This window comes from Nocardia sp. NPDC050710 (assembly GCF_040654375.1).
Lineage (GTDB): Bacteria > Actinomycetota > Actinomycetes > Mycobacteriales > Mycobacteriaceae > Nocardia.
Genome location: NZ_JBFAHV010000013.1, coordinates 157,885 through 184,497 on the forward strand (window position 1 = coordinate 157,885; position 26,613 = coordinate 184,497).

Annotated in this window: 15 protein-coding genes; 5 read left to right on the plus strand and 10 right to left on the minus strand. The window is 67.4% G+C overall.

What is annotated here, in order from left to right; genetic code table 11:
• The first annotated feature begins 142 nt into the window (after positions 1–142).
• On the plus strand, positions 143–1,579 hold the full coding sequence (locus tag AB0H61_RS22365) for a CYTH and CHAD domain-containing protein (protein WP_357307481.1): 1,437 nt from the start codon (positions 143–145) through the stop codon (positions 1,577–1,579).
• 102 nt (positions 1,580–1,681) lie between these two features.
• Here the strand turns inward: AB0H61_RS22365 and AB0H61_RS22370 are convergent, their stop codons facing one another.
• The 4 genes from AB0H61_RS22370 to AB0H61_RS22385 form a co-directional block, all read right to left on the minus strand.
• Positions 1,682–4,069, minus strand: coding sequence for a TraM recognition domain-containing protein (locus AB0H61_RS22370; protein ID WP_357307483.1), 2,388 nt, complete (start codon positions 4,067–4,069; stop codon positions 1,682–1,684).
• A 121-nt stretch (positions 4,070–4,190) separates the two neighbouring features.
• Positions 4,191–4,541 carry a metalloregulator ArsR/SmtB family transcription factor gene (locus tag AB0H61_RS22375; protein WP_357307485.1) on the minus strand — a complete coding sequence of 117 codons (351 nt, stop codon included), beginning with the start codon at positions 4,539–4,541 and terminating at the stop codon, positions 4,191–4,193.
• Between the two features lie 154 nt (positions 4,542–4,695).
• Positions 4,696–5,274: an HdeD family acid-resistance protein gene (locus AB0H61_RS22380; RefSeq protein ID WP_357307487.1), complete on the minus strand. Its 579-nt coding sequence runs from the start codon at positions 5,272–5,274 to the stop codon at positions 4,696–4,698.
• 86 nt (positions 5,275–5,360) lie between these two features.
• On the minus strand, positions 5,361–5,774 hold the full coding sequence (locus AB0H61_RS22385; protein ID WP_357307489.1) for a VOC family protein: 414 nt from the start codon (positions 5,772–5,774) through the stop codon (positions 5,361–5,363).
• 203 nt (positions 5,775–5,977) lie between these two features.
• Here AB0H61_RS22385 and AB0H61_RS22390 point away from each other — a divergent pair, with 203 nt between their 5' ends.
• Positions 5,978–6,964, plus strand: a complete 987-nt coding sequence (locus AB0H61_RS22390; protein ID WP_357307491.1) for a glycosyltransferase family 9 protein — start codon at positions 5,978–5,980, stop codon at positions 6,962–6,964.
• Between the two features lie 52 nt (positions 6,965–7,016).
• Here AB0H61_RS22390 and AB0H61_RS22395 read toward each other — a convergent pair whose 3' ends face one another.
• Positions 7,017–7,334 (minus strand): metalloregulator ArsR/SmtB family transcription factor, encoded by a 318-nt coding sequence (locus AB0H61_RS22395; RefSeq protein ID WP_357307493.1) that lies wholly within the window; start codon positions 7,332–7,334, stop codon positions 7,017–7,019.
• Positions 7,335–7,517: 183 nt separating this feature from the next.
• Between AB0H61_RS22395 and AB0H61_RS22400 the strand changes: the two genes are divergently transcribed.
• Both AB0H61_RS22400 and AB0H61_RS22405 read left to right on the plus strand, forming a co-directional pair.
• The gene (locus AB0H61_RS22400; protein ID WP_357307495.1) at positions 7,518–8,288 is read left to right on the plus strand and encodes a M23 family metallopeptidase; all 771 of its coding nucleotides are present in this window, start codon (positions 7,518–7,520) and stop codon (positions 8,286–8,288) included.
• 209 nt (positions 8,289–8,497) lie between these two features.
• Entirely contained in the window at positions 8,498–9,553 is a 1,056-nt protein-coding gene (locus AB0H61_RS22405) for a hypothetical protein (RefSeq protein WP_357307497.1), read from the plus strand.
• Here the strand turns inward: AB0H61_RS22405 and AB0H61_RS22410 are convergent.
• Complete coding sequence (locus AB0H61_RS22410) at positions 9,525–9,851, minus strand: hypothetical protein (RefSeq protein ID WP_357307499.1); 327 nt, start codon at positions 9,849–9,851, stop codon at positions 9,525–9,527. The genes AB0H61_RS22405 and AB0H61_RS22410 overlap by 29 nt on opposite strands.
• Before the next feature lie 259 nt (positions 9,852–10,110).
• Between AB0H61_RS22410 and AB0H61_RS22415 the strand changes: the two genes are divergently transcribed.
• Positions 10,111–10,446, plus strand: a complete 336-nt coding sequence (locus tag AB0H61_RS22415) for an RNA polymerase-binding protein RbpA (RefSeq protein ID WP_063018216.1) — start codon at positions 10,111–10,113, stop codon at positions 10,444–10,446.
• A 56-nt stretch (positions 10,447–10,502) separates the two neighbouring features.
• On the opposite strand, the gene AB0H61_RS22420 is transcribed toward AB0H61_RS22415, so the two are convergent.
• The 4 genes from AB0H61_RS22420 to AB0H61_RS22435 all read right to left on the minus strand — a co-directional run bounded on the left by AB0H61_RS22420 (position 10,503) and on the right by AB0H61_RS22435 (position 26,485).
• Positions 10,503–11,285 (minus strand): ABC transporter permease, encoded by a 783-nt coding sequence (locus tag AB0H61_RS22420; protein ID WP_357307554.1) that lies wholly within the window; start codon positions 11,283–11,285, stop codon positions 10,503–10,505.
• A gap of 101 nt (positions 11,286–11,386) precedes the next feature.
• A complete protein-coding gene (locus AB0H61_RS22425) occupies positions 11,387–12,379 on the minus strand; it encodes an ATP-binding cassette domain-containing protein (RefSeq protein ID WP_357307501.1) in 993 nt (330 codons plus the stop codon).
• Positions 12,380–12,437: 58 nt separating this feature from the next.
• Positions 12,438–12,656: a hypothetical protein gene (locus AB0H61_RS22430; RefSeq protein WP_357307503.1), complete on the minus strand. Its 219-nt coding sequence runs from the start codon at positions 12,654–12,656 to the stop codon at positions 12,438–12,440.
• Positions 12,653–26,485: an amino acid adenylation domain-containing protein gene (locus AB0H61_RS22435; RefSeq protein ID WP_357307505.1), complete on the minus strand. Its 13,833-nt coding sequence runs from the start codon at positions 26,483–26,485 to the stop codon at positions 12,653–12,655. Before AB0H61_RS22435 ends, AB0H61_RS22430 begins: the two co-directional genes overlap by 4 nt.
• Between the last annotated feature and the right edge of the window lie 128 nt (positions 26,486–26,613).

Here is a 26,613-nt window from a genome sequence, read left to right on the forward strand (position 1 = left end):
GTGGTACTTCTGCGTACCAACACTACGGTACGTTGATGTACCAGATGTGGCAAGGGTCACTTTCGGCCCGATCCGGCGCGCGAACGCGCAGGAAAAACCGATCGACCGGTTTTATGTGCGCTGAGCGGGGAACGCAGTATCGGTGAAGGACGAATTGGAACGTGAAAGCAAATGGGAGGTCGACCAGGTATTCACTCTTCCGATGCTCGACGACTTCGTCCCCGATAGTCGCGTCGAGAAAACCTCGGTCGAACTCACCAGCACCTATTTCGACACCGCCGAGCACGACCTGCTCTCGCACAACGTCACCCTGCGCCGCCGTGAAGGCGAGGACGAATCGGGATGGCAACTGAAGATCCCGCACCCACGCGGTCGCCTCGAACTACTCGCCCCACTGTCGAAGGATCTGCCCCACGATCTCACCGACATCGTCACCGGGGTCTGCTTGGGAAAGAAGCTGCGAGCGGTCACGCGGATCGACACCCAGCGCAACCGGCACCGCGTTCTCGGGTCGGACGGTGAACTGATTGTCGAGGTCGACGACGACACCGTGCGCGCGATACCGGCCGACGAGCCCGCGGACGTCCTAGCCTGGCGTGAGGTCGAGATCGAACTGGGCCCGCATACGAACAAGGTCCCGACGGCGCTGGTGGACAGTCTCGCCGAGGCGGGCGCGCAGTCGGCGCACTATCCGTCCAAACTCTCGCGCGCTCTACCCGAACGGTCCGAGCCCGCCGTCGGCGAATCCGCGGCGGAAGGTGCGATACGCACATACCTCCGCACCCAGATCGACGCGATCTTCACCGGCGACGTAGAGCTGCGCCGGGGCCGGGATCCGATCCACGACACCCGCGTCGCGGCGCGACGACTGCGGAGCACGCTGCGGGTGTACGGCAAGCTGTTGGATCCCCGCGCCGTCGGCGATACAGAGAACGAGCTGACGTGGTTCGCGGGCCTGCTCGGCGAAGTACGTGACTGCTACGTCCAGCGTCGCCGCCTCGCCGACCGGCTCGGGAAACTGCCGCCCGAACTCGTCCTGGGTCCGGTGGCGGCGCGAATCGACGCGACATTGCTGGAGCGTCAGCTGCCGAGCCGCAATGCACTCGCCGAGGCCATGAACACTCCCCGCTACCTGAAGTTGCTCGCGACCCTGCAGGCGTGGCAGTCGGAGCCGCCGTTCGGTCCTCGGATTCGTCGGCGCGAACTGGTCACCCGCGCCGACAAAGCCGCGCGTAAAGCCGATCTCCGCCTCGCGACCGCCCTCGCCGATCAGCGAGCCGAGTCATTGCACCGCGCACGCAAAGCCGCCAAACGGGCCCGCTACGCCGCCGAATTGCATAAGCCGGTACGAAAGTCCGGCCGTGCGAAGTCGAACATCGCGTATTACAAGAAATTGCAACGCGTGCTCGGCGACTACCATGACGGCATGGTATCGGCCGAATTCCTCTGGCGCACCGCGACATCCGCAGGCACGACAGTCGGCGAGAACGGCTTCACCTTCGGCCTGCTGTACGCCGATGAGAAGTATGCGGCCGATCGCGCACGGGAGAAGGTCGCCGAGATCGCCGCCGCACGGTAGATATCGCGGGCGCGAAGAGGGTGTGACCGCCAACGCGGCGCACCGCGGATCGCGTCTGCCGGGCAGCGGCGAATCAGATTGTCACAGTTCGGGTTTTATACTTCATTCGTTCGGTTGGCGGATATTCGTATCTGTCGCACCGAAGAGTTGGTCGAAGTCGAGTGCGCTGGGCCGGAATCCTTTGCGCTGTTCGTTTGCCTTCAGGATCTCCGCCTTGTGTGGGGTCTCCCACCACGGCAGCGTCCGCGCCAAAACCGGCGCACCGAACGACGGCAGCACAACGACGTGTCCGAGCGGGAGGGTGAGCAGGTCAGCCACCGAGAACGGCATCGCTCTGGCATGCCCTCGCGCTCGGGCAAAGAGATCGGGCAGGGAAAAGCGCGGGGGTGACGCGGTGTTGGCGGCACCCGCCTGCCCGGCTGTAGGCGTTGCCGGATAGCCCATCGCCTCGAGGTGTGCCCGTGCGAATCCGATATCTGCGAGGCCGCCGCCGATCACGCGAATATCGGCCGCGGCCCAGATGTCGGCCATACCGTCGGCACCCCAGACATTTACCCCGTGATCCCATGCCTGCAGCATGACCATCGCCATGATTCCCCGCGCGCCCAAACTGCTGTACACACGCGGTAGTTCGCGCCACCGAAGGAGTTGCGGCGTGTCGTCGAAAATCGCGAGCAGAGGAATGGGCAACATTCCATCTCTGGACATCGTGGCCATTCGCAACGCCACGTCGAGCACTGCTTCGGTCAACGCACTGATCAGTGGTGCGGCACTGCCACGACCAGGTGACGAGAGCGCGTATAAGGTGCCATTTTGCGCGATGAATTCATGCTCATCGAACATCCTGCGGTCATTGCTGCGCGTGATCCACGGCTCCAGGCCGGAGGACCGCAAGCAGCGCATTATCCGGATGGCGGCAGCGAAGACGCGATCGCGAGCCCGGGGGTCGCCGTTGTACGTCGAAGACAGGACGGCGGCGGCTCGCTGATGGTTCGCCTGACGCATAATCACGATCGGTTCGAAGTCGTGCGGACTTGTCAGCCAGTCGAAGACATCCATGATGGATCGCCGTCCCACCGCGGCAGCCAAGAACAGATTGGCCAGCAGGTCCTGGCAATCCGCGGCGGCCGGCATATCCGAGTCGGCGTCGAAACCGTCGGCACTGTCCGCGAAGTGCGCCACCAGCCTTGCGGCCCGCATTTCCGCACCGTCCCGCTCAGGATCGACCCAGGCCAGCGGATCCCAGCACCATGATGGTTGCTCACCAGCGAGACCGTGCGGATCGAACACGAAAGTCGGACTCCCCTTCGCTTCCCTCACCTCGCGGGTCAGGTCGACCACATCGCGTTTGGTGGAGGTCACGAAAACAGCGCCGATCGCGTCCAGAATTGCCGGCACAACTCGCGCCGACGTCTTTCCACGGCGTGGACCCACAATGTCGAGCTGGGTGTCACCGTAAGAGGCGTACAACGGTTTGCCACCCCGCACCGAAACGCCCAGGGGTACCCCGGGCGCATCGGCGTAACCAAGTCGCAGCCCACGTTCCGTAGCCTTCTGGCGAGCACCCGCTTCGGTGAAGGGCGCCAGCTCCCGCCGTGTGGCACGCAGAATCGGCTTTCGCCGAACGATCGGATTCATCAACAGCAACGGTTCCCCGTCCGTTGGCAACGGATCCGGGGTCGTGGCAACCGGTATCCGGACCTGCGATTCGACGGTGGGGGGCTGTTCGGGCGGACCGGAGTGTCCGATATTGCGGGCGAAGAGGAATCGGTTCGAGTATCCAGCGCTGTGACGGTCCGGTCGCGGTTTACCTTCGAGTACCAGCAGGTCGGCGGCCCGGCGGAAAATATCGTCGAGGGTGAGTCCGGGCCCCGCTTCCGGGTTGCCGTGCTCGACAACGTCGATGAACGCCTTGGTGAAAAACGTTTGCGGTCTGCGATGTTCGTCTTCGAGCTGATACCACGCCGTGGAATATGGGCCGGTCGCCATCATCAAGTAGGCGCCCGGAGCGGGCGGCAGCTCGATTGTTCCGGAGAGTGTGCCGTTCGGGTTCACCGCCAGACCGGCAAAGCAGCAATCCAGAATCGCGATCTTCGTGGTCGCCCTGCTCGCACGAAAGGCATGTCGCACCTGATCGAAAGGGATGCTCGTGGTCGTGCGCCTGCTGCCTCGGGTGGACGTGTCACGAAACGCCAAGCACAACCGGTCATCCTGGTCGTATTGCCCATGTCCGACGAAGTAGAACAGGGCGATATCACTCGCCTGCTCGAACTTCTCGACCAATTCATCCGCCAGATTTCCCGGCAGACGCTGATTGCCGACCACGAATACCCGCTCGCTCGGCCAGCCACATAACGGACCGGCCAGCAAATCCGCCATCCGCTGGAGGCTGTGGCGCGCCGCGGGCACCGGCGCCAACTCCGAGTAATCCCAGGTGCCGATAAGGATCGCCTGGGAACGGGAGAAGTTTCCGTCAAGGGCGTCCGGCATCGATCACCTTCTGGATCAGCGCCACGCATCCGCACCCCGTGGCAGTGTGCCCCACTCTATCGGGTCGGGTGAAAGTCTTTCTGCCGCAATCAGTGTTGTCGCAGAAGATCGACGACGTCGCTCACTCCGGATCCGTCAAGTCCAGACCGAGGTGTTCGATGTGGTAGACGGCTTCGTCGAGCAGTAACGCGACGTGATCGTCGTACAGGCTGTAGATCACGCTGCGTCCGTTGCGCATGCCGGTGACCAGGCCCATGGCCCGTAACAGCCGAAGTTGATGCGATACGGCGGATTGTTCCATCTCGACCGCCTCGACCAGGTCGCCGACCGAGCACGGCCCTTGCCGTAGCCGCGTCAGTATCCGCAGCCGATTCGGCGTCGCCAGCGCTCGCAGCGTCGCAGCGACGGTCGCCGCCGAGTCCGCGTCCAGTTGCGTCGGCGGTGTCGCTCTGCCCTGGACTACATGTCCCACGACCGATACTGTACCGCTCAGCAAATATATGGAGACATCTTCATATATTCCTGCATCGACGCTCTCGACTCGACGTCCGTACGGAGTATTCGCATCGTCCTCGTCGGACTCGACGACATGCGGCTGCTCACCAACCGGAGGCGCAGTGGGGGTATCAGACCCCCGCGGGGATCTTCTTGGCGTCCTTGCGGATCCCGAAGGCGGTGACGATCTCCATGATGCCGAGCACGATCAGCCAGATGCCCGCGACAAGAACCAGGGTCGCCGTCGAGGTGATCGGCCACACGATCAGCACCACACCGGCGATCGCGGTCAGCACACCGAAGAATATCTGCCAGCCGCGACCCGGGACCGGCTCGGAGATCGCGGCCACCAACAACGAGATGCCGCGAAACAGCCATCCGATGCCGATCCACAACCCCAGCAGAAGGATCGAGGTCAACTCGTCACGAAAGCAGAAAATGCCGATGATGATCGACAGCACGCCGGTGATGAATGCAAGCACCCGCATGCCAGTGCTGACGTGGGTGCCGAAGGCCGCGATCAACTGCAGGACGCCGGAGACCACCAGATAGATACCGAAGAGGATGCCGACGACGACCAGGGTCGGACCCCGCCAGATCAGCATCATGACACCAAGGATCACCGACAGGATGCCGATGACCAGAACCGATTGCCAGGCACTCTTCGCAAGCGACTGCAGAGGGCCCTCGAGCACACTGTTTGTGGTCATGACGTGATGTTATGCCGTGCGCAAGAGGTTTTCTGAGCATTTGCTATATAACGCGCCGGGTGCCTACACCGCTCTGACCGGCCGATCTATTCCTTGGCGGCGGCGATGTTCACCATCCAGGCCACGCCGAATTTGTCCTGGCACATGCCGAACTCGTCGCCCCACATCTGCTTCTCCAGCGGCACCGTGACCGCGCCACCGGCCGACAGTTTCTCCCAGTAGCCGCGCAGTTCGTCCACGTCGTCACCGCTGAGGCTGACCGAGATGCTGCTGCCCGGGTGGTATTCCATACCTGGCGGGGTGTCCGCCGCCATCAGGGTGAAGCCGCTCTGCGTCTCCAGCATGCCGTGCATGATCAGGTCCGCGCCGGGCGCGTCCTTGTCGCCGAATTCACCGAAGGTGCTGAGGGTCAGCTCACCGCCGAACACCTCGCGATAGAACTCGAGGGCCGAGCGCGCGTTCTCGTCGAAGCCGATGTACGGATTGAGCCTGGAGACCATGGGAATGCTCCTTAGCTGTAGGTGCCGCCATCAGCGAGATTACTGCCATGGACAACCCGATGTGACCGATAGCGCCGCACTCGCCCGGTGTTTACCGCCGTTGCGCTCGGGGAAGTCATCCCTCAGTGGCTCTCCCCGTTGCGCACCGGCACGGTCGTACGGACGAGTCTGGTTGGTGAGTCTCTGGTGGCTAGGAGTAGAGGGTGGCGGTAGTACTCGTGCTGCAGGCACGTGGACTGGGTGACTTACTCACCGCGGTCCCGGCGCTTCGTGCGCTGCGACGGGCCAAGCCGCGCGACCACATCGTGCTCGCCGCCCCGCAACGGCTGAAACCGATCGTGGACATCATCGCCTCCGTCGACACCATGGTGCCCACCGCCGACGTGACCGCATTGCGCTGGGACGGCCCCACACCGCAGCTCGCGGTGAATATGCACGGCCCGAGCGCCGAGAGCATTGTCGAGCTGACAAGGACCGAACCCGACCGCATCCTGAGCTACCGCAACGCGGCATTCCCGGATCTGGACGGCCCGGTCTGGCAGCCCGATATGCACGATGTCGAGCGCTGGTGTCATCTCATGGAGTCCGACGGCATCGTCGCGGACCGGCGCAATCTGGGCTTGGTGCCGCCGGTCGCCACCACCAGCCACCGCGACTGCGTCGTGGTGCATATCGGTGCGGGCGCCCCGGCGCGGCGCTGGCCGCCGGATCGGTTCGCCGCCGTGGTCCGGCATCTCCTGGTCCTCGGCCGCGAGGTGGTGCTCACCGGCGACGAATTCGAACGCGATATCGCGCTGAACGTCGCGGCGCGGGCCGGCCTCCCGGTACACCGGGTACTCGCGGGCGAGCAGAACCTCATCGAACTCGCCGCCACCGTCGCAGAGGCGGCGCTGGTCATCTGCGGTGACACCGGCGTCTCACATCTGGCCACCGCGTTCGGCACCCGGACGGTGCTGTTGTTCGGCCCGACGTCGCCGCGCTGGGGCGGACCACCGCCGCACCTGCTCGGCAGGCATGCCGTGCTGTGGGCCGGTCAGGTCGGCGACCCGGACGCCGACACCCCCGATCCCGGACTGCTGCGCATCGGGGTCACCGAAGTCATCGCCGCCGTCGATAAACAGCTGACCCAGCGCACCTGGCCGGGTACCGGCACCGAGCGCCGACGCTCGCCGTACCGCCGCGTCGGCTGAACCCGGGTCGCGTTCGCACCGCAGTGCCAGCCGGTGGGAGATCTCGTTCAGCTCACACCTCGGCCCGCGCGTCGCTGAGGGCGGCGGCATAGGCGGCGAGGGCGCTCGGCCAGAACTGTTCCAAATAGTCGCGCGCGTCGCCGAGACCGCGTGGGTCCAGCGAGTACAGCCGCCGCGTCCCTGCCGGGCGCACCATGACCAGCCGGGCGGCACGCAGCACCTTCAGGTGCTGCGAGACGGCGGAACTGGTGATGCCGACCGTCGCGGCCAGTTCCCCGACCGACCGCGGAGCCTGCGGTAACGCCTCGAAGATGGCGCGGCGAGTCGGGTCAGCGAGAGCTTCCAGCGCTAGAACTCCGTTAGTGGCCACTTAAATAGTGTGATCAACTAGCGGGCTGCTCGTCAAATCACCGATTTACAGCATTTCCCCAGGTCGACTCACGATCCGCGCCATTCCGTTATCTCTCCGTGATCTTCCGTCAGGGCTTTTACCTTGCTGTGATGGTAGCCACAAGGTTACTGACCCTGCATAACGCTCCCGTACGTTCGAGTCATGCCCGTGACCGATCTGTTATTTTCTCGTCAGCCCGGCGCGACCCGCTCCCGCCGCTACCGCGTCGCCACCCGTGTGGTGGCCGCGTCCGCCGTCGTTACCGCCGCGTTCGGCGTGTTGGCCGCCACCAACCAGCCCGACTCCGACACCGGCCACACCAATGCCGCCGCGTCCGTGAGCGCCGATTCCCTCGCCGCCCCGGCCGCGCCCGCCCCGGACGCGCCCATCCCGGCTGCGCCCGCCCCGGACGTGCCCGCCCCGGACGCGGCGTCCATCAACTCTCTCACGCCGCCCGAACCGCCGCCCGTAGCGCCGCCCGCTCCCGAGCCCGCGGTCTGGGAGCAGAACAACATTGCCGCTGAGCCTCCCCGGCCGCTCACCGTACGTCCCGTCGGGGGTGTGCTGACCTCCAACTTCGGCATGCGCTGGGGTGCCATGCACGCCGGACTCGACTTCGGCGACCCGCTCGGCGCTCCGATCGCGTCCGTGACCGACGGCGTCGTGATCGAAGCGGGTCCCGCCTCCGGTTTCGGCCTGTGGGTGCGCGTGCAGCAGGACGACGGCACCGTCGGCGTCTACGGGCACGTGAACGACATCCTGGCCTTCGTCGGCCAGGAGGTCCGCGCGGGCGACATCATCGCCACCGTGGGCAACCGCGGCTATTCGACCGGCCCGCACCTGCATTACGAGGTGCACGAGCCCGGCATCGGTGCGATCGACCCGAGGCCTTGGCTGGCCGCACGCGGCATCGACGTCGGCTTCGCCGACTGACATCCCGCACCTCGCGAGTGCAATGAGGGGCTCGCGACTGACCGGACCGACCTGACCAATGCCCGCGAACAAGGATGTTCGCGGGCATTTGTCGTATCCGGGCCCCTACCGCAGTGGCGAGCATCGGTGCGGCCTAGCACCCGGGTACTGGATCCGAATGGTGCCGCGGCGGGACGTGTTCGGGTATGTCGAATCCCTAGCGTCGAAGCATGTCGACGATCGATATCGATTCCGCCATAACGAATTCCACGCCCGGACGGCACCGCCGCACGGCCGGACTACCCCGTGGAGGACGGCTGCACCGTCCGCTGCTGGCCATGGTGTACGCCATGACGGCACTGGCTGTCATCTCGGCCATCGGCATGCTCGTCGACGATCGCCAACTGCTCGGTGAGTCGGTGTGGTTGAAGCCGTTGAAGTTCGGGGTCGCATTCGCGCTCTACGGGCTGACGCTGGCCTGGCTGCTGTCGTTGCCGCACCGGGGCCGCCGGGCCACCTGGTGGCTCGGCACCATTTTCGCGGTCACCGGCTTCCTGGATGTCGGATTCATCGCGGTACAGGCCGCCCGCGGCACCTTCAGTCATTTCAACAACTTCGACCTCGACCCGGTGAACACCATCGGACAGCAGATATTCATGTCCGGCGTTCCGGGTTTGTTCCTCGCGAATCTTGTTATCGTGCTGATTCTTTCGTGGCAGCGACTAGTGGACCGGCCCACCGCGCGGGCGATCCGCGCCGGACTGGCGCTGGCGGTGCTCGGCATGGCACAGGCCTATCTAATGGGGTACACCGGCAAACAGCGGGTGCTCGACGCCGACGGCGCCGTCGTCGAACTGATCGCCGGGCACACCGTGGTCGACGCGGCCACCCGCACCGAGGCGACCCGAGACGCGGTCGGCATGCCGATCACGCACTGGAGCACCATCGGCGGCGATCTGCGGATACCGCACTTCGTCGGGCTGCACGGAATCCAGGCGCTACTCCTCGCCGTGGTCGCGTTGGCCCGGCTGGCGCCGCGCTATCCCTGGCTTCGCGCAGAACGCACCCGTGCCGAGCTGATCGGGGTGCTGGCACTGGGCTACACCGGACTGTTCGCACTGGTGTTCTGGCAGGCGATGCGCGCACAACCACTCACCCACCCGGACTCCGCCACTCTCGGCGTTTTCGCGGGACTGATCTCGGTCGTCGCCGGGCTGACCGTGCTGGTCTATCTGCGGGCCCGGCCGCGGGCCGGGCTCACCGGAGGCGCTCGGCCTCTCTCGTGAGCTCGACCAGAGTTTTGCTCAACATCGCCAATTCGCTGGTGTCGGCGCCCTCCTCGATCGCGATCGCCACATCCTCGGCCGCGCAGCGGGCGGCGAACCAGCGATCGGCGAGGTTCGCCGCCTCCTGCGCGCTGAGCACGACAGAGTCATTGGGAATCCCGGTCCCCTTCAGACTGTTGCGGTGCTCGTAGGCGCGTTGGCGACAGGATTGACGGCAGTACCGGCGACGGCGTCCGGCCTCCGATTCGTTGATCTCCCGCCCACACCACAGGCAGCAGGAAAGCACGCGGCGCGACATGAGGCAGAACATTAATGCTTCCCCCGCCCAACACGCCCACAGGTCCCGGGAATCGGTGCGGCCGGGGCGGCGACCGGCCCGGGGCTTGGTCGGGGAAACCCACCCGACCGACTACACTAGAACGGTTCACCGTCGCCGGGGCGGGGAACTAATGAGGCAGGCCCGTTCGTTGCACTGATGGTCCAGCGAGCGCGCGACGTGCTCGTCCGGACACGGTCGCAGCGCAACACAGACTCGAGCACACAGGGAGAGGCACACCATGGCAGATCGCGTACTCCGGGGCAGTCGGCTCGGAGCGGTGAGCTACGAGACCGATCGCGACCACGACCTGGCTCCGCGTCGGATCGCCCGGTACCGCACCGATAACGGCGAGGAATTCGATGTTCCCTTCGCCGACGATGCCGAAATCCCCCCGACCTGGTTGTGCCGTAACGGTCAGGAAGGCGTCCTGATCGAGGGCACCACCCAGGAGACCAAGAAGGTCAAGCCCCCGCGCACCCACTGGGACATGCTGCTGGAGCGTCGCAGTAAGGATGAGCTCGAGGAACTGCTCAAGGAACGCCTCGAACTCCTCAAGACCCGCCGCCGGGCGTAAGACAGACCGAAGGCCGCCTCCGTCGATCGAATCGACGGAGGCGGCCTTCGCTGTATCTAGTGGCTGGCGACCTTGCGGTAACGCAGCAGCGCGAGCGGGACAGCCACCGCGAGAATCGCGATCGAACACGCGATGGCGTATCCGACGCAGTGATCGGCGGCCCAGCCGCTGGGCGGCACGAACGACGGCGGCGAACCGTTGTCGAAAAGTTCGCGCCCGGCCGCGGATACCGCGGTGATCGGATTCCATTCCGCGATGGTGCGCAGCGGTCCCGGCAGCGTCTCCGCGGAGATGAACGCCGAGGATATGAAGGAGAGTGGGAAGAGCCAGATCAAACCCGCGCTCTGGGCCACCTCGACGGTCGGCGACAACAGACCGGTGAGCGCCCCCACCCAGGACATGGCGAAGGCGAACAGCAGAATGATGCCGAAAGCGAGCGCGGCATCGGCGATCCCGCCGTTGATACGCCAGCCCACTACATAACCGCAGCCGACCATGACCGCGAGGCTGAGGATATTGACCACCAGATCCGAGAGGGTGCGGCCCATCAGCACGGCCAGCCGCGACATCGGCAGCGTGCGCATCCGGTCGATGATGCCCTTGTGCAAATCCCCCGCCAGGCCGACGGTGGTGAAGGCCGCGTTGAAGGCGACCGTCTGCGCGAAGATTCCGGCCAGCAGGAATTCCCGGTACTGGCTGCCGCCCAGCGAGGCGCCGAAGATGTAGGCGAACAGGAATACGAACATCAGCGGCTGAATGGTCGCGGTGACGAGCAGGGTCGGCACCCGCAGGATGGTCAGCAGGTTGCGGTAGGCGACGATCGCGCTGTCGCGGAAGATCCGCAACCGCGGCGCCGGAATCTCCTGGGACATGTCCGGCCGCACCGGCTTCGGCGCGGAATCCACTGACGCTTCGTCGTCCACGACGGTACCGGCGACACTCACGACATGATCTCCTCTTGTACGTCATCGGTTTCCGGCTCGGTGGCGGCGCCCGCCGCGGAAGTGCCGGTGAGGGAAAGGAATACGTCGTCCAGAGTGGGCCGGTGTACCTCCGCGTCGACCACGCAGACGCCGGCGTCGTCGAGTCGGCGCAGCGCCTCGACCATGGTGCGCGAACCGTCGCCGATCACGATCGACACCTCGACGGTCCCCGGCTCGTACACGGGTTCCCCGATGCCGACCTGGGCCAGCACCGCGAGTGCGGGCGCCGTCTCCTGGCCCGCGGCCAGGGTGATGGTGAGCCGGTCGCCGCCGATGGAGGTCTTCAGCTCGTCGGCGGAGCCGCGGGCGATGACCCGGCCACGGTCGATGACGGTGATGCGGTCCGCGAGCAGGTCGGCCTCTTCCAGGTACTGGGTGGTGAGCAGCACGGTGGTGCCGTCATCGACGAGATCGCCGATGACCTTCCACATATCGAGCCGACCCCGCGGGTCCAGTCCGGTGGTCGGCTCGTCCAGCACCACCACCGCGGGCCGCGCGACCAGCGCGCCCGCCAGGTCGAGCCGACGTGCCATACCGCCGGAGTAGGTGCCCGCGCGTCGGTGCGCGGCGTAATCGAGGCCGAGCGCGCCGAGTAGTTCGGCGGCACGGGCCGTCGACTGCCGCGGCGACATGCCGTACAGCCGAGCCACCATGCGCAGGTTCTCGTATCCGGAGAGGTTGGCGTCGACGGCGGCGTACTGGCCGGACAGACCGATGCGCCTGCGCGCCCCCGCCGGATCGCGCAATACGTCGACACCCGCGACGCGCACCGATCCGGCGCACGGGCGTAGCAGTGTGGTGACGATCCGCACCGTCGTGGTCTTGCCCGCGCCATTGGGCCCGAGCAACCCCATCACCGTGCCCGAAGGGATCTGCAGATCGATATCGTCGAGCACCCGCACCTTGCCGTAGTTCTTGACCAGGCCGCGCACTTCCACCGCAAGACTCATGGCCGCACCTCGCTTTCGCTCGGTTCCGGCATGGGGCGCGACGCCGCGCCGACCATGCTCACGACCGCGCACCGCCGGCGTTCAGCGCGTCGGACGCGCCCGTCGGGCGCGAGGCCAGACGCCCGCGCAGTACGGCAGTGCGCACCAACGCGCCGAGTTCGTGGAAACCTGGTTCGTTGCCGCCCGGCGCCGCGGAGTCCGTGGCACTGCCGGACATCGGCAGCACCCGAGGGTGCTGCGGCGCCGGGCCGGCGGCTGCTCGCTCACGCTGACTCACTCGGTATTCTCCTTCGCAGTTCCGTTGGCGCCGTCGAGATGCCGGTGCAGCACCGGTCCGATCACGGCGAGCGATTCGGGTGTGGCCATGGCCGCATGGCGGCACGGCAGTTCGTGATCGAGGACCGCGCCGGTGACGAATGGTTCCCAGGCCGCCGCACGGCGGGCCGGGTCGGCCTGATTGATCTCGTCGGCACCCGCTGTAAAGAACAGCAAGTCGCCGTCGAAGGTGCGGGGCCGGAAGCCGTGCGCGAGCACGGTGCCGTTGGCGTAGCCCGTGTAGAGCCGCTCGAGGTGCTCGACGGTGAGCGCCGCGAACGGGCCTGGCCGCGAGTGCAGCAGGTCCGCCGCCTCGCTCAGGGTGATCTCCGGGTCGAGCTCGGCACCCTCGTCGAGCAGGTCGCTGCCGAACTCACCGACGATTTCGGCAACGCTCGGGATGGCGTGCTCCAGCCATTCGTCGGAGAGCTGGTAGCTGTCCATCATCGACAGCAGCGCGACCTGATCGCCCGCTTCCTGCAGCTGCACCGCCACCTCATGCGCGATCAGGCCGCCCAGCGACCAGCCGAGCAGGTGGTACGGCCCGGACGGCTGGACCGACTTGATGTGGGCCACATAGTGTCCGGCGGCCTCGGCGATCGAGTCGAACCCGTCCTCCCCGGCCACATGCGGGGACTGCAACCCGTACACCGGACGGTCCGGCGCGAGGTGCGCGGTCAGGCCGGAGTAGCACCAGGACAGACCGATCGCGGGATGGATGCAGAACAGCGGGGCACGGCTGGAGGCCTGCCGCGGCCGGATCGGCAGCACCGGCGCGAGCGCGGCCGCCATGGCCGCCGCCGGTCCCGCGGCACCGTCCACCCGCGCCGCGATGGCGGCGGGTGTGGCCTCGCCGAACATCAGCTGCACCGGCAGGTCGATGCCCTCGGCGCGCAGTTGCGCCACCACCTTGGTGGCCAGCAGCGAATTGCCGCCGAGCTCGAAGAACCCGTCGTCGACGCCGACCGAATCCGCACCGAGCACCGTGGCGAAGGCCGCGCACAGCGCCGCTTCGGTCGGGGTGCTCGGCGCCCGGTAGCCGACGGACGCGGCGAACACCGGTTCCGGCAGCGCCGCGCGGTCGAGCTTGCCGACCGGGCTGAGCGGCACCTCGTCGAGCAGCATGATCGATTGCGGCACCATGTAATTCGGTACCAGCGTGGCCACATGCTCGAGGAGCTCCAGCACGGTGACCGCGGTCCCGGTCCGCGGCTTGACATACGCCACCAGCGCGGTGGTGCCCGCAGGGGTGCGGTATCCGATGGTGGTCGAGAATTCCACATTCCCGTGCCGGGCCAGCGCCGCGTCGATCTCGCCGAGTTCGATGCGGAAGCCTCGGATCTTGACCTGGTGATCGGTGCGGCCGACATACTCGATCTCGCGGGCCAGCGGCACTACCGATCCCGAAGACGGTACGGACACACCGGTCTTCACCGACCGCCTTGCCCTGGAGACGTTCACCGACGGCGCCTCCGACTGCCTCGCCCCGCCGAACCACCGCACCAGGTCGCCGGTGCGGTACATCCGGTCTCCCGGCTTACCGAACGGATTGGCGACGAAGCGCTGCGCGGTCAGGCCGGGACGATTCAGGTAGCCGCGGGCGAGTGCGTTACCAGCGAGGTACAGCTCACCGGTGACGCCGACCGGCGTCGGGTGCAGGCGCTTGTCCAGGATGGTGGCGTTCACGCCGCGGATCGGGCCGCCGATGGTGATCGGCCCGCCCGGCACCATGGGCTGCGAGATCACCGTGACGATGGTGGTCTCGGTCGGCCCGTACGCGTTGTACAGGTTGCGGCCGGGCGCCCAGCGTGTGACCAGATCCGGCGGCAGTGCCTCGCCGCCGACCAGAACGTGCGCCAGTTCGGTGACCCCGGTCGGATCCACCGTGCCGAGCGCGGAGGTGGTGATGAACGCGTGGGTGATCCGCTCCTCGATGAAAACCCGCGCCAGGTCCGCGCCACCGACCACGCCGGGTGGCGTGATCACCAGACTCGCGGCGCCGCCGAGTGCGAGCAGCAGGTCCAGCATGGCGGCGTCGAAGCTCGGCGTCGCGAAATGCAGGACCCGGGAGCCGGGTTGGACGTCGAAACGCTGTGCGGTCTCCGCGGCGAAATTGGACAGGCCGCCATGCGTGACGACCACACCCTTCGGGGTTCCGGTGGAGCCCGAGGTGTAGATCACGTACGCCGGATTGTCCATCCGCAGCATCGAGGTCCGCTCCCCCGCCGCGATCGGGGCGTCCGAGGCGTCGAGCACCATTGCCCGGAAATCCGGATCGTCGAGCACGATCCACTCGACACCGTCGGGCAGCTCGTCGTGGTACTCGGCGAGCGTGATGCCCAGTTCCGCACCGGAATCCGACAACATGTGACTGATCCGGTGGGCCGGATACAGCGGGTCGACCGGTACGAACGCCGCGCCTGCCTTGGCCACCGCGAGCACCGAGGCCACCGATTCGACCGAGCGCGGAATCCCCAGTGCGACCAGGGTTTCCGGGCCCACTCCGCGATCGATGAGGACCCGGGCCAGCCGGTTGGTCCACCGATCGAGGGCGTCGTAGGTGATCTGGGTGTCGTCGGAACGCAGCGCGACGGCCTTGCGGTCGATCGCGGCGGCGGCCTCGAACAGGTCCGGGAAGGTGATCGGACGGTCCGGCTGCGCGCCGCGCACCGGGGCCAGCCCGGACCATTCGCCGGGATCCAGCAGTTCCAGATCGCCCACCGGGGTGGTCGGGTTGGCCGCCACCGCGGCCAGCAGCCGCATCAAGCGCTTGCCGAGCCGCTGTGCGGTCGCCTCGTCGAACAGGTCGGCCGCGTAGTTGACCGCCACGGCGATACCGTTCGGTTCCCGCTGTGTGGCACCGCCGCCGGACTCGGTGTGCGACTCGGTCAGGGTGAACTGGAGGTCGAACTTCGCGATCCCGGTGTCCACATCGTCGGCCTCGATCCGTAGCCCGGGCAGTTCCAGCACTCGCACCGGATGGTTCTGCACCGAGAGCATCACCTGGAACAGCGGGTGATGCGACTGCGAGCGCGCCGGATTCAGCACCTCGACCAGGCGCTCGAACGGCAGGTCGGCGTGCGCGAAGGCATCCAGGTCGGTATCGCGCACGTGGTGCAGCAGGTCGACGAAACGCGCGCCGGGGTCGATCCTGGTGCGCAGCACCAGGGTATTGACGAACATGCCGATCATCCGGTCCAGCGCGGGGTGACCGCGGCCTGCGATCGGGGTGCCGACGCAGATGTCATCGGTACCGGTCATCCGGTGCAGCAGCACGGCGAGCGCGGTGTGCAGCACCATGAACATGCTGACGTTGTTACTGGTCGCCACCGCCTGCAGTTCCCGGTGGGTGAACGCGTCGATTCCGCACTCGACGATGCCGCCGCCGTAGGACGGGACCGGCGGCCGCGGACGATCCGCGGGCACGGTCAGCAATTCGGGGCTGCCCGCCAGGGTGTCACGCCAGTAGTCGAGTTGCTTGCGCAGGACCGATTCCGAGTCGTCCTCGGTGCCGAGCGTATCCCGCTGCCACAGTGTGTAATCCGCGTACTGCACCTGCGGCTCGGCCCAGTCCGGCCGCTGCCCCGCGGCGATCGCCCGGTAGGCCTCGGCCACGTCGGCGGCCAGCGGTTCCAGCGACCAGCCATCCATCGCGATGTGGTGCGCGACCAACACCAGCACATTCTCCGTCGAGGACGCGGGCGGGCAGGCGCCCTCCGTGTCCGCCTGCTCGGAGATCGTGATGAGCGCGGCGCGCAGCGGCACCGTTTCGGCCAGGTCGAAACCGGGTGCGGCGAAGCGGCGGACCGCGTCGGGGACCTCATCCGGGGTCACGGTGGCGACGAACAGGGTGATCGCCGCGTCCTCCGGATCCAGTACCTGTTGCACCGGCGCACCGTCGATCTCGGGGAATACCGTGCGCAATGTTTCGTGCTTGCGCTGCACCGCGTGCAGCGCCTCGACCAGCGCGTCCACCGCCAATTCGCCACGCAGTCGCAGCACCACCGGAATGTTGTAGGCGCCCGCGGCATGCTCGGAGCCGGGTGCGGCGCCGCCCGCATCGTTGAAGCGGTTGAGGAACCACAGCCGTTGCTGGGCCGCCGAGAGCGGGATCCGATCCGGACGCACCCGGCGCACCAGAGCGGGCCGATCGTCCGCGCGCACCGGATCGGCAGCCAGCAGCGCGGCCAGCTCCGCGACCGTCGGACTCGTGAAGACGGCACGCACCTCGAGCCTGGTATTGCTCGCGGCGGCCAGCCGGGCCACGAGTTGCGTTGCCAGCAGTGAGTTTCCGCCGATGTCGAAGAAGCTGTCGGCGGCGCTCACTGCCTTCGCGCCCACCAGTTCACCCATCACCCGGGCGACCAGCCGCTCGGATTCGGTCTCCGGCATACGCGCCGACGGGGCGGCGCCGAACTGCGGCTCCGGCAGGGCGGCCCTGTCCAGCTTGCCGACCGGGGTCAGCGGGATCCGGTCCAGCACCGCGATGGCGGACGGAACCATATGCGCCGGAAGCTGTTCGGCGACGTGGGCGCGCAGTACCTCGACGTCCACCCCGGACTGTTCGTCGGCGGGCTGCACGAACGCGACGATTCGGTCCGCGCCCGCGACGCGACGCACTTCGGTGTGCGCGAACCGCACGGCCGGGTGTCCACCGAGCACGTTGGTGATCTCGCCGAGTTCGATACGGAAGCCGCGCATCTTCACCTGGAAATCGCTGCGACCGAGGTACACCACCTCACCCGCACCGTCCCAGCGCACCACGTCGCCGGTGCGGTACATCCGGGCGCCAGGAGGCCCGTACGGGTCGGCGACGAACCGGGCCGCCGTCAGCGCGGTGCGATCGAAGTAGCCACGCGCCACACCGAATCCACCCAGGTACAGCTCACCGGGCACGCCGACGGGCACCGGGCGCAGCCGCTCGTCCAGTATCAGCGCACGGGCACCGCGCACCAGCGAGCCGATGGTGATCGGCGCGCCGACCACCATCGGTCCCGTGAAGGTGATGACGACCGTGGTCTCGGTCGGCCCGTATCCGTTGTACAGCCGCCTGCCCGGCGCCCAGCGGGCGACCAGGTCGGGACCGCATGCCTCGCCGCCCACCATGAGCGAAGCCAGGTGCGGCAACGGCCAGCGATCGCGGTCGATGGTGGCCAGCGCCGCCGTGGTCATGAATGTGTGGGTGATCCGTTCGCGCTCCATCAGCGCGGCGAGTTCGTCGCCGCCGTAGATATCCGGCGGGCAGATCACCATCGCCGCCCCCGAACCGACCGCGAGCAGCAGGTCGAATACGGACGCGTCGAAGCTGGGCGTGGAAAAGTGCAGGGTACGCGCCTCGTGATCGACGTACATCCGTTCGCGGATCTCATCGGCGAAGTTGGACAGTCCGCCGTGGGTGACCGCTACGCCCTTGGGTTTTCCGGTCGAGCCGGAGGTGTAGATCAGGTACGCGAGGTCGGCGATCCGGGTGGTGCGCAACTGTTCCGATTCATCGATCGGGCCGTCGTCTCGCGCCGCCAGTTCGGCGACGAACTCGGGGTCGTCCAACAGCAGCCAATCCGTGGCCGAGCCGGAACCGTCGAGGTCCTGGCCCGCAGGCCGGAGCGTGTCGGCCCACTCGGCGTCGGTGACGCCCACCCGGCAACCGGAGTCGACCAGCATGTAGCGGATCCGATCGGCCGGGTACTTCGGGTCGACCGGTACGAAGGCGGCGCCGGACTTGGCCACTGCGAGCATCGTGACGACGGACTCGATGGATCGGGTGAGACCGAGTGCGACCCGGTCCCCGGTGCCGAGGCCACGCGCGATCAGTTCCCGCGCCAAGCGATTCGAGCGCTGATCCAACTCCGCGTAGCTGAGTGTGGCGCCACCCTCCGCCGCGTAGTGCACCGCAGGGCGCTGCGGATAGCGGCGGGCGGTCGCGGTGAAGTACGCGGCCAGTGTCCACTGCGGGGTGGTCGGCCCGCCGGTCGCCGGTGCGAGCAGCCGCCGTTCACGCTCGGTCCTCGCGTCGATATTGCGGACCGGAACCCGCGGGTCGGCGGCGATCGTGGCCAGCACCCGCAGGAACCGGTCGGCCAGGATCTCGACCGTATGTGCATCGAAAATCTCTGCGGCATAGATGAATTCGAAAGCACTCCGCGGTTCGACCGCACCCGCGGTGCGGGCAACCCGGAGTTCCAGGTCGAACTTGGCCAGCGCGATATCGAGTTCCTCGGCACGCAGAGTCAGACCCGGAAGTTCCAGCGGCGGCACCCAATCGTCCTGGACGGTCAGTGCCACCTGGAACAGCGGCGGCCGGTTGGTCGCCCGCACATCCTGGCCCAGCTCCTCGACGATCCGCTCGAAAGGCACATCGGCGTGTGCCAACGCGGCCAGTTCGGTATCCCGGTCGGTGTGCAGCAGTGTCTCGAACGTGCTGTCGGGGTTCACATCCGAACGCAGCACCAGCGTATTGACGAACATGCCGACCAACTCGTCGAGCTTGGTATCGGATCGGCCTGCCACCGGGGTGCCGATCACGATGTCACGCCCGCCGGTGACGATGCGCAACAGCACCGCGAGCGCGGAACGCAGCACCATGAACATGCTCACGCCCTGATCGGCGGCGAGCCGGGCCAGCGCCTCCTGCATCGGCTTCGGCACGGTGAACCGTACGGTGCCGGCCTCGTGACCGGGCTGCGCGGGCCGCGGCCGGTCGTAGGGCAGCGGCAGTTCCTCGGGCAGATCGGCCAGTGCCGTACGCCAGTAGTCCAGTTGGGTGGCGGCGACGCTGGCGGGATCGGTTTCGTCGCCGAGGCTCGCCCGCTGCCACAGCCCGAAGTCGGCGTACTGCACCGGAAGTGGGGCCCAGCCGGGAACGCTACCGTCGTGCCTGGCCAGGTAGGCGGTCACCAGATCGCGCGTCAGCGGCCCGAGCGACCAACCGTCGGCGGCAATGTGGTGCACCACAATGCCGAGCAGATGATGTCCGGATCCGTTGCGCAACAGCGAGATCCGCAGCGGCGGCTCCGTGGTGAGATCGAAGCCGCTGCGCGCCAAGGCGCGCAACGCACTCTCGGCGCCCGCGTCGTCGACCTCGACCAGATCGATCGCGGGCATCGCCCGATCGGTCGGCCACACCACCTGCTGGGGACCGTCGATATCCTCCGGGAAGACAGTGCGCAGCACCTCGTGCCGGTCCACCACGTCGGTGAGGGCCGCGCGCAAGGCAGCGATATCCAAATCGCCGTCGATCCGAATGGCGAATGCGATGTTGTACGCGCTCGATTCGGGTGAGAATCGATTGAGGAACCAGAGTCGTTGCTGCGGCAGCGACAATGGAAGGCGTCCCGGGCGCGGGGTGTGTACCGCCAGCGCCATCCTTTGCGTCCGGGGCGCTTCCGTAATCCGCTCGGCCACCCCGGCCACGGTCGGCGCCTCGAAGATCTCGCGCACCGGCAGGTCCACCCCGAACTCCATGTGCAGAGCGGCGGCGAGCCGGGTGGCGAGCAGCGAGTTGCCGCCCACATCGAAAAAGCTGTCCTCCGCGCCTGTGACCGGCCTGCCGAGGATATCGCCGAATATGCCCGCGACCCGCAGCTCGGTCTCCGAACTCGGCGCACGCGAGGGTCCTGTCGCGCCGAAGATCGGTTCCGGCAGTGCCTTTCGATCGAGCTTGCCGGACGGCGTGACGGGCACTTCGTCCAGCACCATGATCGAGGCGGGCACCATATAGCCGGGCAGTCGCTGCCGCGCCGTCTCGGCGACGGACGCGGCGTCCACCGCGACATCCGAGGTCACATACGCGGCCAGCCGGGGCTGACCGTGCTCGTCGGTATGCACCACGGTGAGCGCGAAGGTCACGCCCGGATGCGCGCGCAATACGTGATCGATCTCGCTGAGCTCGATGCGGAAGCCGCGGATCTTGATCTGGTCGTCGGCGCGGCCGAGGAAGCGCAGATGCCCGGCCTGATCGGACAGCACCAGATCGCCGGTGCGGTACATCCTTTCGCCGCGCCTGCCGTGCGGGTTGGCCGGGAAGCGGTCCGAGGTCTGGCCGTAGCGACCCAGGTAGCCGCGGGCCAGACCGGGACCGGACAGGTAGAGCTCACCCGGCGTGCCCGGGGGCACCGGGTGCAGCCGCCCGTCCAGTACGAACAGCCGCATACCGCGCACCGGAAGACCGAGGGGCACCGGCCGTCCCGGCAACATCGGACCGGATGCGGTGGCCGCGACGGTCGCCTCGGACGGCCCGTACATGTTGTGGATGCGATGCCGTGCGGACCAGGTCTCGACCAACTCCTGCGAGCAGGCCTCACCGCCGACGATGACCGATTGCAGCTCGTCCAGACCGACATCGGGCACGGTGGCCAACGCCGCGGGCGTGATGAAGGCGTGTGTGATGCGCTCCTCGCGCAGCACCTGCGCGAGTTCGTCGCCGCCGTAGATGCCCGCCGGGACGACCACGATCGTCGCGCCCGCGGCGAAGCCGAGCAGCAGTTCCAGCACCGACGCGTCGAAGCTGGGCGACGAGAAGTGCAGTGTCCGTGCCGAATCGGTGATGCCGAACAGGTACATCTGCTCGTGTGCCAGCGAGGCGAGCCCGGCGTGGGTGACGATCACCGCCTTCGGCGTGCCGGTCGAGCCGGATGTGTAGATGAGGTAGGCGGGGTGGCTGACGCGCAGCGGGTGATGCCGCTCGGCGTCGGTGATCGGGTCGACGGCGTATTCGGCGAGTTCGGTGTCCAACTGGTCCGAGCCGAGCACCAGCCAATCGACGTAGGACTTGCGGTGCCGACCGCCTCCGGCCGGCCAGGCGGGCATGGCCGCGAGGCAGTCCGGCACCGTCAGGCCCACCATGGCTCCGGAGTCGGAGATCATATGTCCGATCCGATCGGCCGGATATCCGGGATCGATCGGCACATACGCGGCACCGGTTTTCGCGACCGCCCACACGGCGACAATGGAGTCGAGGCTACGTGGCAGGGCGACCGCCACCACCATTTCGGGGCTGGCGCCGTGCTCGATCAGCACCCGCGCCAGGCGATTCGAGAGCTCATCGAGCTCGCGATAGGTGGTGTTCTGTCCTCGGTAGCGCACCGCCACCGCATCCGGCAGCCGCTCGGCGATATTGCTGAGCATCCGGGCCAGGGTGATCGACGGCTCAGCCGGCGCACCCGCGATCGGCACCAAGTTCGCGCTTTCGCGGCGGTCCAGGATCTCGATATCGCCGACCGGCACGGTCGGCGACGCCACCGCGGCGCAGAGCACCGCGACGAACCTGCGGGCGAACGATTCCACCGTGCTTCGGTCGAAGACATCGGTGGCGTAACCGAATTCGGCCAGCAACGGGCCCGCGGCGACGTCGTCGTGCACCTCGAGCTGCAGATCGAATTTGGCGACCGCCGCGTCCACCGCCAGCACCTCGGTACGCACGCCGGGCAGGTCGACACGCAGTTCCGGCGCGCGATCGTAGGACAGCATCACCTGGAACAGCGGGTGCCGCGCGGTCGAACGCTCCGGGTTCACCACCTCGACCAGACGTTCGAACGGCACGTCGGCGTTGGCGAAGGCATTGAGATCGGTCTCGCGCGCCACATCGAGCATACGGTCGAATCCCCCGGCCGGGTCGACCTCAGTGCGCAGTACCAGAGTGTTGACGAACATGCCGACCAGATCGTCCAGCGCCGGATCGGAGCGGCCCGCGATCGCGGTGCCGATGGCGATATCGGTGGACGCGCAGAGCCGGGACAGCAGAGTGGCGAGTGCGGCGTGCAGCACCATGAACAGGCTGACGCCCCGGGTCGCGGCGAGTTCTGCTGCGGCATTGCGGGTTTCGGCGGGGATTGTGAAGGCGACCCGGCCACCACTGGTGCCTCGGCGCAACGGCCGCGGCCGATCGAGCGGGAGGTCGAGCTGATCGGGCAGGCCGGACAGTTCGGACCGCCAGAAGGTGAGCTGACGGCTCAACGCGCTGGCCGGATCGGCCTCGTCGCCGAGCAGTTCACGCTGCCACAGCGCGTAATCGGCGTACTGCACCGGCAGCGGCGTCCACTGCGGCGCGGCGCCCTTGGACCGGGCGGCCACCGCGGCCATCAGATCGCGGGCCAGCGGGGCGATCGACCAGCCGTCACCGGCGATGTGGTGCAGGACCAGGAGAAACACGTGCTGCTCGAAACCGGTGCGCCACAACGCGACCCGAATCGGCGCCTGGCTGCGCAGATCGAAACCGTACCGGGCGAATTCGGTGGCGAGCGCCGTCACGTCGGCGCCGACCGCTTCGATCGGATCCAAGGTCAATGGGATCTCGGTGGCCGGGTGCACGACCTGGCTGGGGCCTTCGGCGGATTCGGGGAAGGTGGTGCGCAGGCTCTCGTGGCGGTCGATCACGTCGACCAAACCGGCACGCAGCGCACCGAGGTCGAGTGGTCCGTCCAACCGCACCGCCACCGGCATGTTGTACGCGGCGGCGTGTTCGGCGAAGCGATTGAGGATCCAGAGCCGCTGCTGAGCCAGCGACAACGGAATGCGGTCCGGACGGCCCATCGGAACCAGGCGCGGCGAAGCGGCGTCGGAGGTGTGGGTGGCGAAACGTTCGGTCAGGGCGGTGATCGACGCGGCCTCGAACAGGTCACGGATGGTCAGGCCGGTGCCAAGGGTCGCGTTGATCCGCGCCACCGCCCTCGCCGCGATCAGCGAATTGCCGCCGAGATCGAAAAAACTGTCATCCGTGCCGATTTCGTCGCCGTTCAGGTCGAGCACCTCGGCGAAGATCACGGCCAGCGCGCGCTCCACCTCGGTACGCGGCTCCGTGGTGACCCGATGCGAGCGGCTGATCGTCGCGGGAGCGGGCAGCGCCTTGCGATCGATCTTGCCGTTCGGGTTGAGCGGCAGTTCGTCGAGCTCCATGAGTGCCGAGGGCACCATATAACTGGGCAGGGTCTGGCGCAGTGCGGTGAGCAACGCGGCGGTGTCGAGGCGGGCGACGCTATCCGAGCCCGCGGTCTGACCGGACCCGGCGGGCGTGCCGCCGCGGGTCGCGACGACATAGGCGACGAGTTCGTCACCGACACGTCCCGCATGCGCCACACAGACGGCGCGGGCGACCCGCGGGTCCTCCAGCAACGCCGCCTCGATCTCTCCCAGCTCGATGCGCAGACCGCGAATCTTGACCTGGAAGTCGGTGCGGCCCAGGTACTCCAGCACACCACGGCCCGCCGTGGACTCGACCTGCCAGCGCGCCAGGTCGCCGGTGCGGTACATGCGGGCGCCAGGGGTGAAGGGGTTGGCCACGAACCGGTCCGCCGTCAGCCGCGGCTGGCCGAGGTATCCGCGCGCCAATTGCACACCCGCCAGATACAGCTCGCCCACCACCCCGGGTGGCACCGGCTGCAACCGGCTATCCAGTACGTAGGTCCGGGTATTCCACACCGGGGAACCGATCGGGACGCTAGCCGGGGCGGACGGGCACGGCCAGTAGGTGACGTCGACCGCGGCCTCGGTGGGTCCGTACAAATTGTGCAGTTCGGGCCCGTGCAGTGCGGCGTGGAAATCGCGGACCGTCGCCGACGGCAGCGCCTCACCACTGCAGAACACCCGGCGCAGTCCGGTGCAGCCGCGCACATCGGTATCGGTGACGAAGACCGACAGCATGGACGGCACGAAATGGGCCGTCGTGATGCCCTTTTCGGCGATGATCCGGGCCAGGTAGGCGGGGTCGCGATGACCGTCGTGCTCCGCCACCACCAGTCGCGCGCCGATCTGCAAGGGCCAGAAGAATTCCCAGACCGACACGTCGAAGGTGGCGGGGGTCTTCTGGAGTACCGCGTCGGTGTCGTCGAGTGGATATTCGTCCTGCATCCAGCGCAGCCGGTTCACGATGGCGGCATGCGTTACGCCGACGCCCTTGGGTTTTCCGGTGGAGCCGGAGGTGAAAATGACGTAGGCGAGGTGGTCGGAGCGCAGCGGCGCGCGACGGTCGGCGTCGGTGACCGGAGCGCCGTCGAATTCGGCGAGGTCGAGGGTGTCCACGGCGAGCACATCGGCCCGCTCCGGCAGGGTGAGGCCGTCGCGCTCGGCGGTCAGCACGCAGACCGGCCGGGCCTGCTGCAGCATTCCGTCGATGCGGTCGACCGGATGGTCCGAATCCAGCGGCAAATAGGCCGCGCCGGCCTTGACGATCGCGTACATGCCGACGATCAGCTCGATGCTGCGCCGCAGGCACAGGGCCACCGTCGTATCCGGGCCTGCGCCGCGGGCGATCAGCAGCCGCGCCACCCGGTTGGCTCGCGTATCGAGTTCGCGGTAGGTCAGCGATTCGCCCTCGAACTCGAGCGCCACCGCGTCCGGGCACTCGGCCACGCGGTCGTCGAAGATCTCGGCCAAGGTGCCGAGCTGGACCGGCTGGTCGGTGGAGTTCCAGTCTTCGAGCACGCTGGCACGTTCGGCGTCGGTGATCGCGGCGAGCGTGGGCGCGGGGGTATCGGCCTCGGCCTCGAGGAAGCGGCCGAGGAAGTCGAGGAAGCGCTCGTGGTGCACCGCGACCTCGGACTCGCCGTACAGCCGCGGGTTCGCCTCGAAGTCGACATGAATGCGGCCGCCGCCCTCGCCGTTGTAGAGATTGATCGACAGGTCCTCTACCGGTCCGGTGGCGAGCACGTGCAGTGCGCCGATCAGACCGCCGAAGTTCAGCTCGTTGTGGAACAACATGATGTTGACCATCGGGCCGAAGAAGCCGCGCGCGTCGCGGGAGTAACCGCAGTCGCGCCGGATGTCGTCGTGCCGGTAGCGCTGATGCCGCAGCGCGCCGGTGATTTGCAGTTCGGCGCGGCGCACCACGTCGCCGACGGTGGTATCGGCGTCGAACTTGATCCGGATCGGCACCACGTTGGAGACCACACCCGCGGAACGGCGCAGTGCGACGGTGGTCCGCGCGGAAACCGGCAGACTCAGCACGACATCGGAGTCACCGGTCACCGACCTCACGTAGCAGGCCAGCGCGGCGACGAAAATGGTCGAGCTGTGGGTGCCGAGCGCGGTCATCATGGCCGTCATCGCCGCATCGGTCCGGTCGTCGAGCACACCACTCGCCAGCCAGCGCCCGGAGTCGGGCGTCGATGTGGTCGAGTTGATATTGGACAGGGTCATCGGCCCGCCCGCGCCCTCGAGCTGCTCCAGCCAGTAGTCACGGTCGCTGACGAAGCGGCTGGAGTCGCGGTAGGTGGACTCGTCGGAGTAGATCGCGGCCAGCGGGGTGGCCCGGGAGACCGAGGGCTCGGCGTGCTTCTCCAACGCGCTGTAGATCTCGGCGGTACGGGTCAACGCATTCATCGCACCGTATCCATCGATCACGATGTGATGGCCGCGGGAGTACCAGATGTACTCCTCATCGCCTGTCCGCAGCACCACGTTGGTGGTGAGTGGATCGCGCTCCAGGTCGATCGGCGAGCCGGCGTGCTCGTGCATCCAGCGCATCGCGGCCGCTTTGGGATCGGCCTCGTCGCGCAGATCAATGCGCCCCCACCCGGGACGCCAGCTCAGGTCGACAGCCTGATGCGGGACACCGTCGACCTCGAGCAGCCGTACGTGTCCGACTTCGGTCTCGGCGCCGAAACGCTCGATCGCATACAGCAGGCGGCCGACATCCAGATCTCCGTGAATCTCGACGTACTGGGCAATCGTCAACGGCACATCGGGGCGGATCCGCTGTGCGTACCAGAGGGCCGTCTGCGCGGGCGAGAGTGCGAAGGGTTGAACCGAGACCTCCTCGGAAGAGCATTGGTCTACGCGATCGGTGGCCAATGAACTCATCAATCACTCCGTTCTGCCGCAGTTGACGCAACTCCCCGAGCACCACCACGACCCGCGCGCACGCGCCAGCCGTAGGACCTGATCCACGCCCTATGATTCGGAGCATCACAACCGGCGGATGGCCGGCG

Bases quoted from the DNA above. Each gene is read 5' to 3' on its own strand.
- AB0H61_RS22370 (WP_357307483.1), bottom strand. From the start codon at position 4,069: ATGCCGGACGCCCTTGACGGAAACTTCTCCCGTTCCCAGGCGATCCTT.
- AB0H61_RS22380 (WP_357307487.1), bottom strand. From the start codon at position 5,274: ATGACCACAAACAGTGTGCTCGAGGGCCCTCTGCAGTCGCTTGCGAAG.
- AB0H61_RS22385 (WP_357307489.1), bottom strand. From the start codon at position 5,774: ATGGTCTCCAGGCTCAATCCGTACATCGGCTTCGACGAGAACGCGCGC.
- AB0H61_RS22400 (WP_357307495.1), top strand. From the start codon at position 7,518: ATGCCCGTGACCGATCTGTTATTTTCTCGTCAGCCCGGCGCGACCCGC.
- AB0H61_RS22405 (WP_357307497.1), top strand. From the start codon at position 8,498: ATGTCGACGATCGATATCGATTCCGCCATAACGAATTCCACGCCCGGA.
- AB0H61_RS22410 (WP_357307499.1), bottom strand. From the start codon at position 9,851: ATGTCGCGCCGCGTGCTTTCCTGCTGCCTGTGGTGTGGGCGGGAGATC.
- AB0H61_RS22415 (WP_063018216.1), top strand. From the start codon at position 10,111: ATGGCAGATCGCGTACTCCGGGGCAGTCGGCTCGGAGCGGTGAGCTAC.
- AB0H61_RS22425 (WP_357307501.1), bottom strand. From the start codon at position 12,379: ATGAGTCTTGCGGTGGAAGTGCGCGGCCTGGTCAAGAACTACGGCAAG.
- AB0H61_RS22435 (WP_357307505.1), bottom strand. From the start codon at position 26,485: ATGAGTTCATTGGCCACCGATCGCGTAGACCAATGCTCTTCCGAGGAG.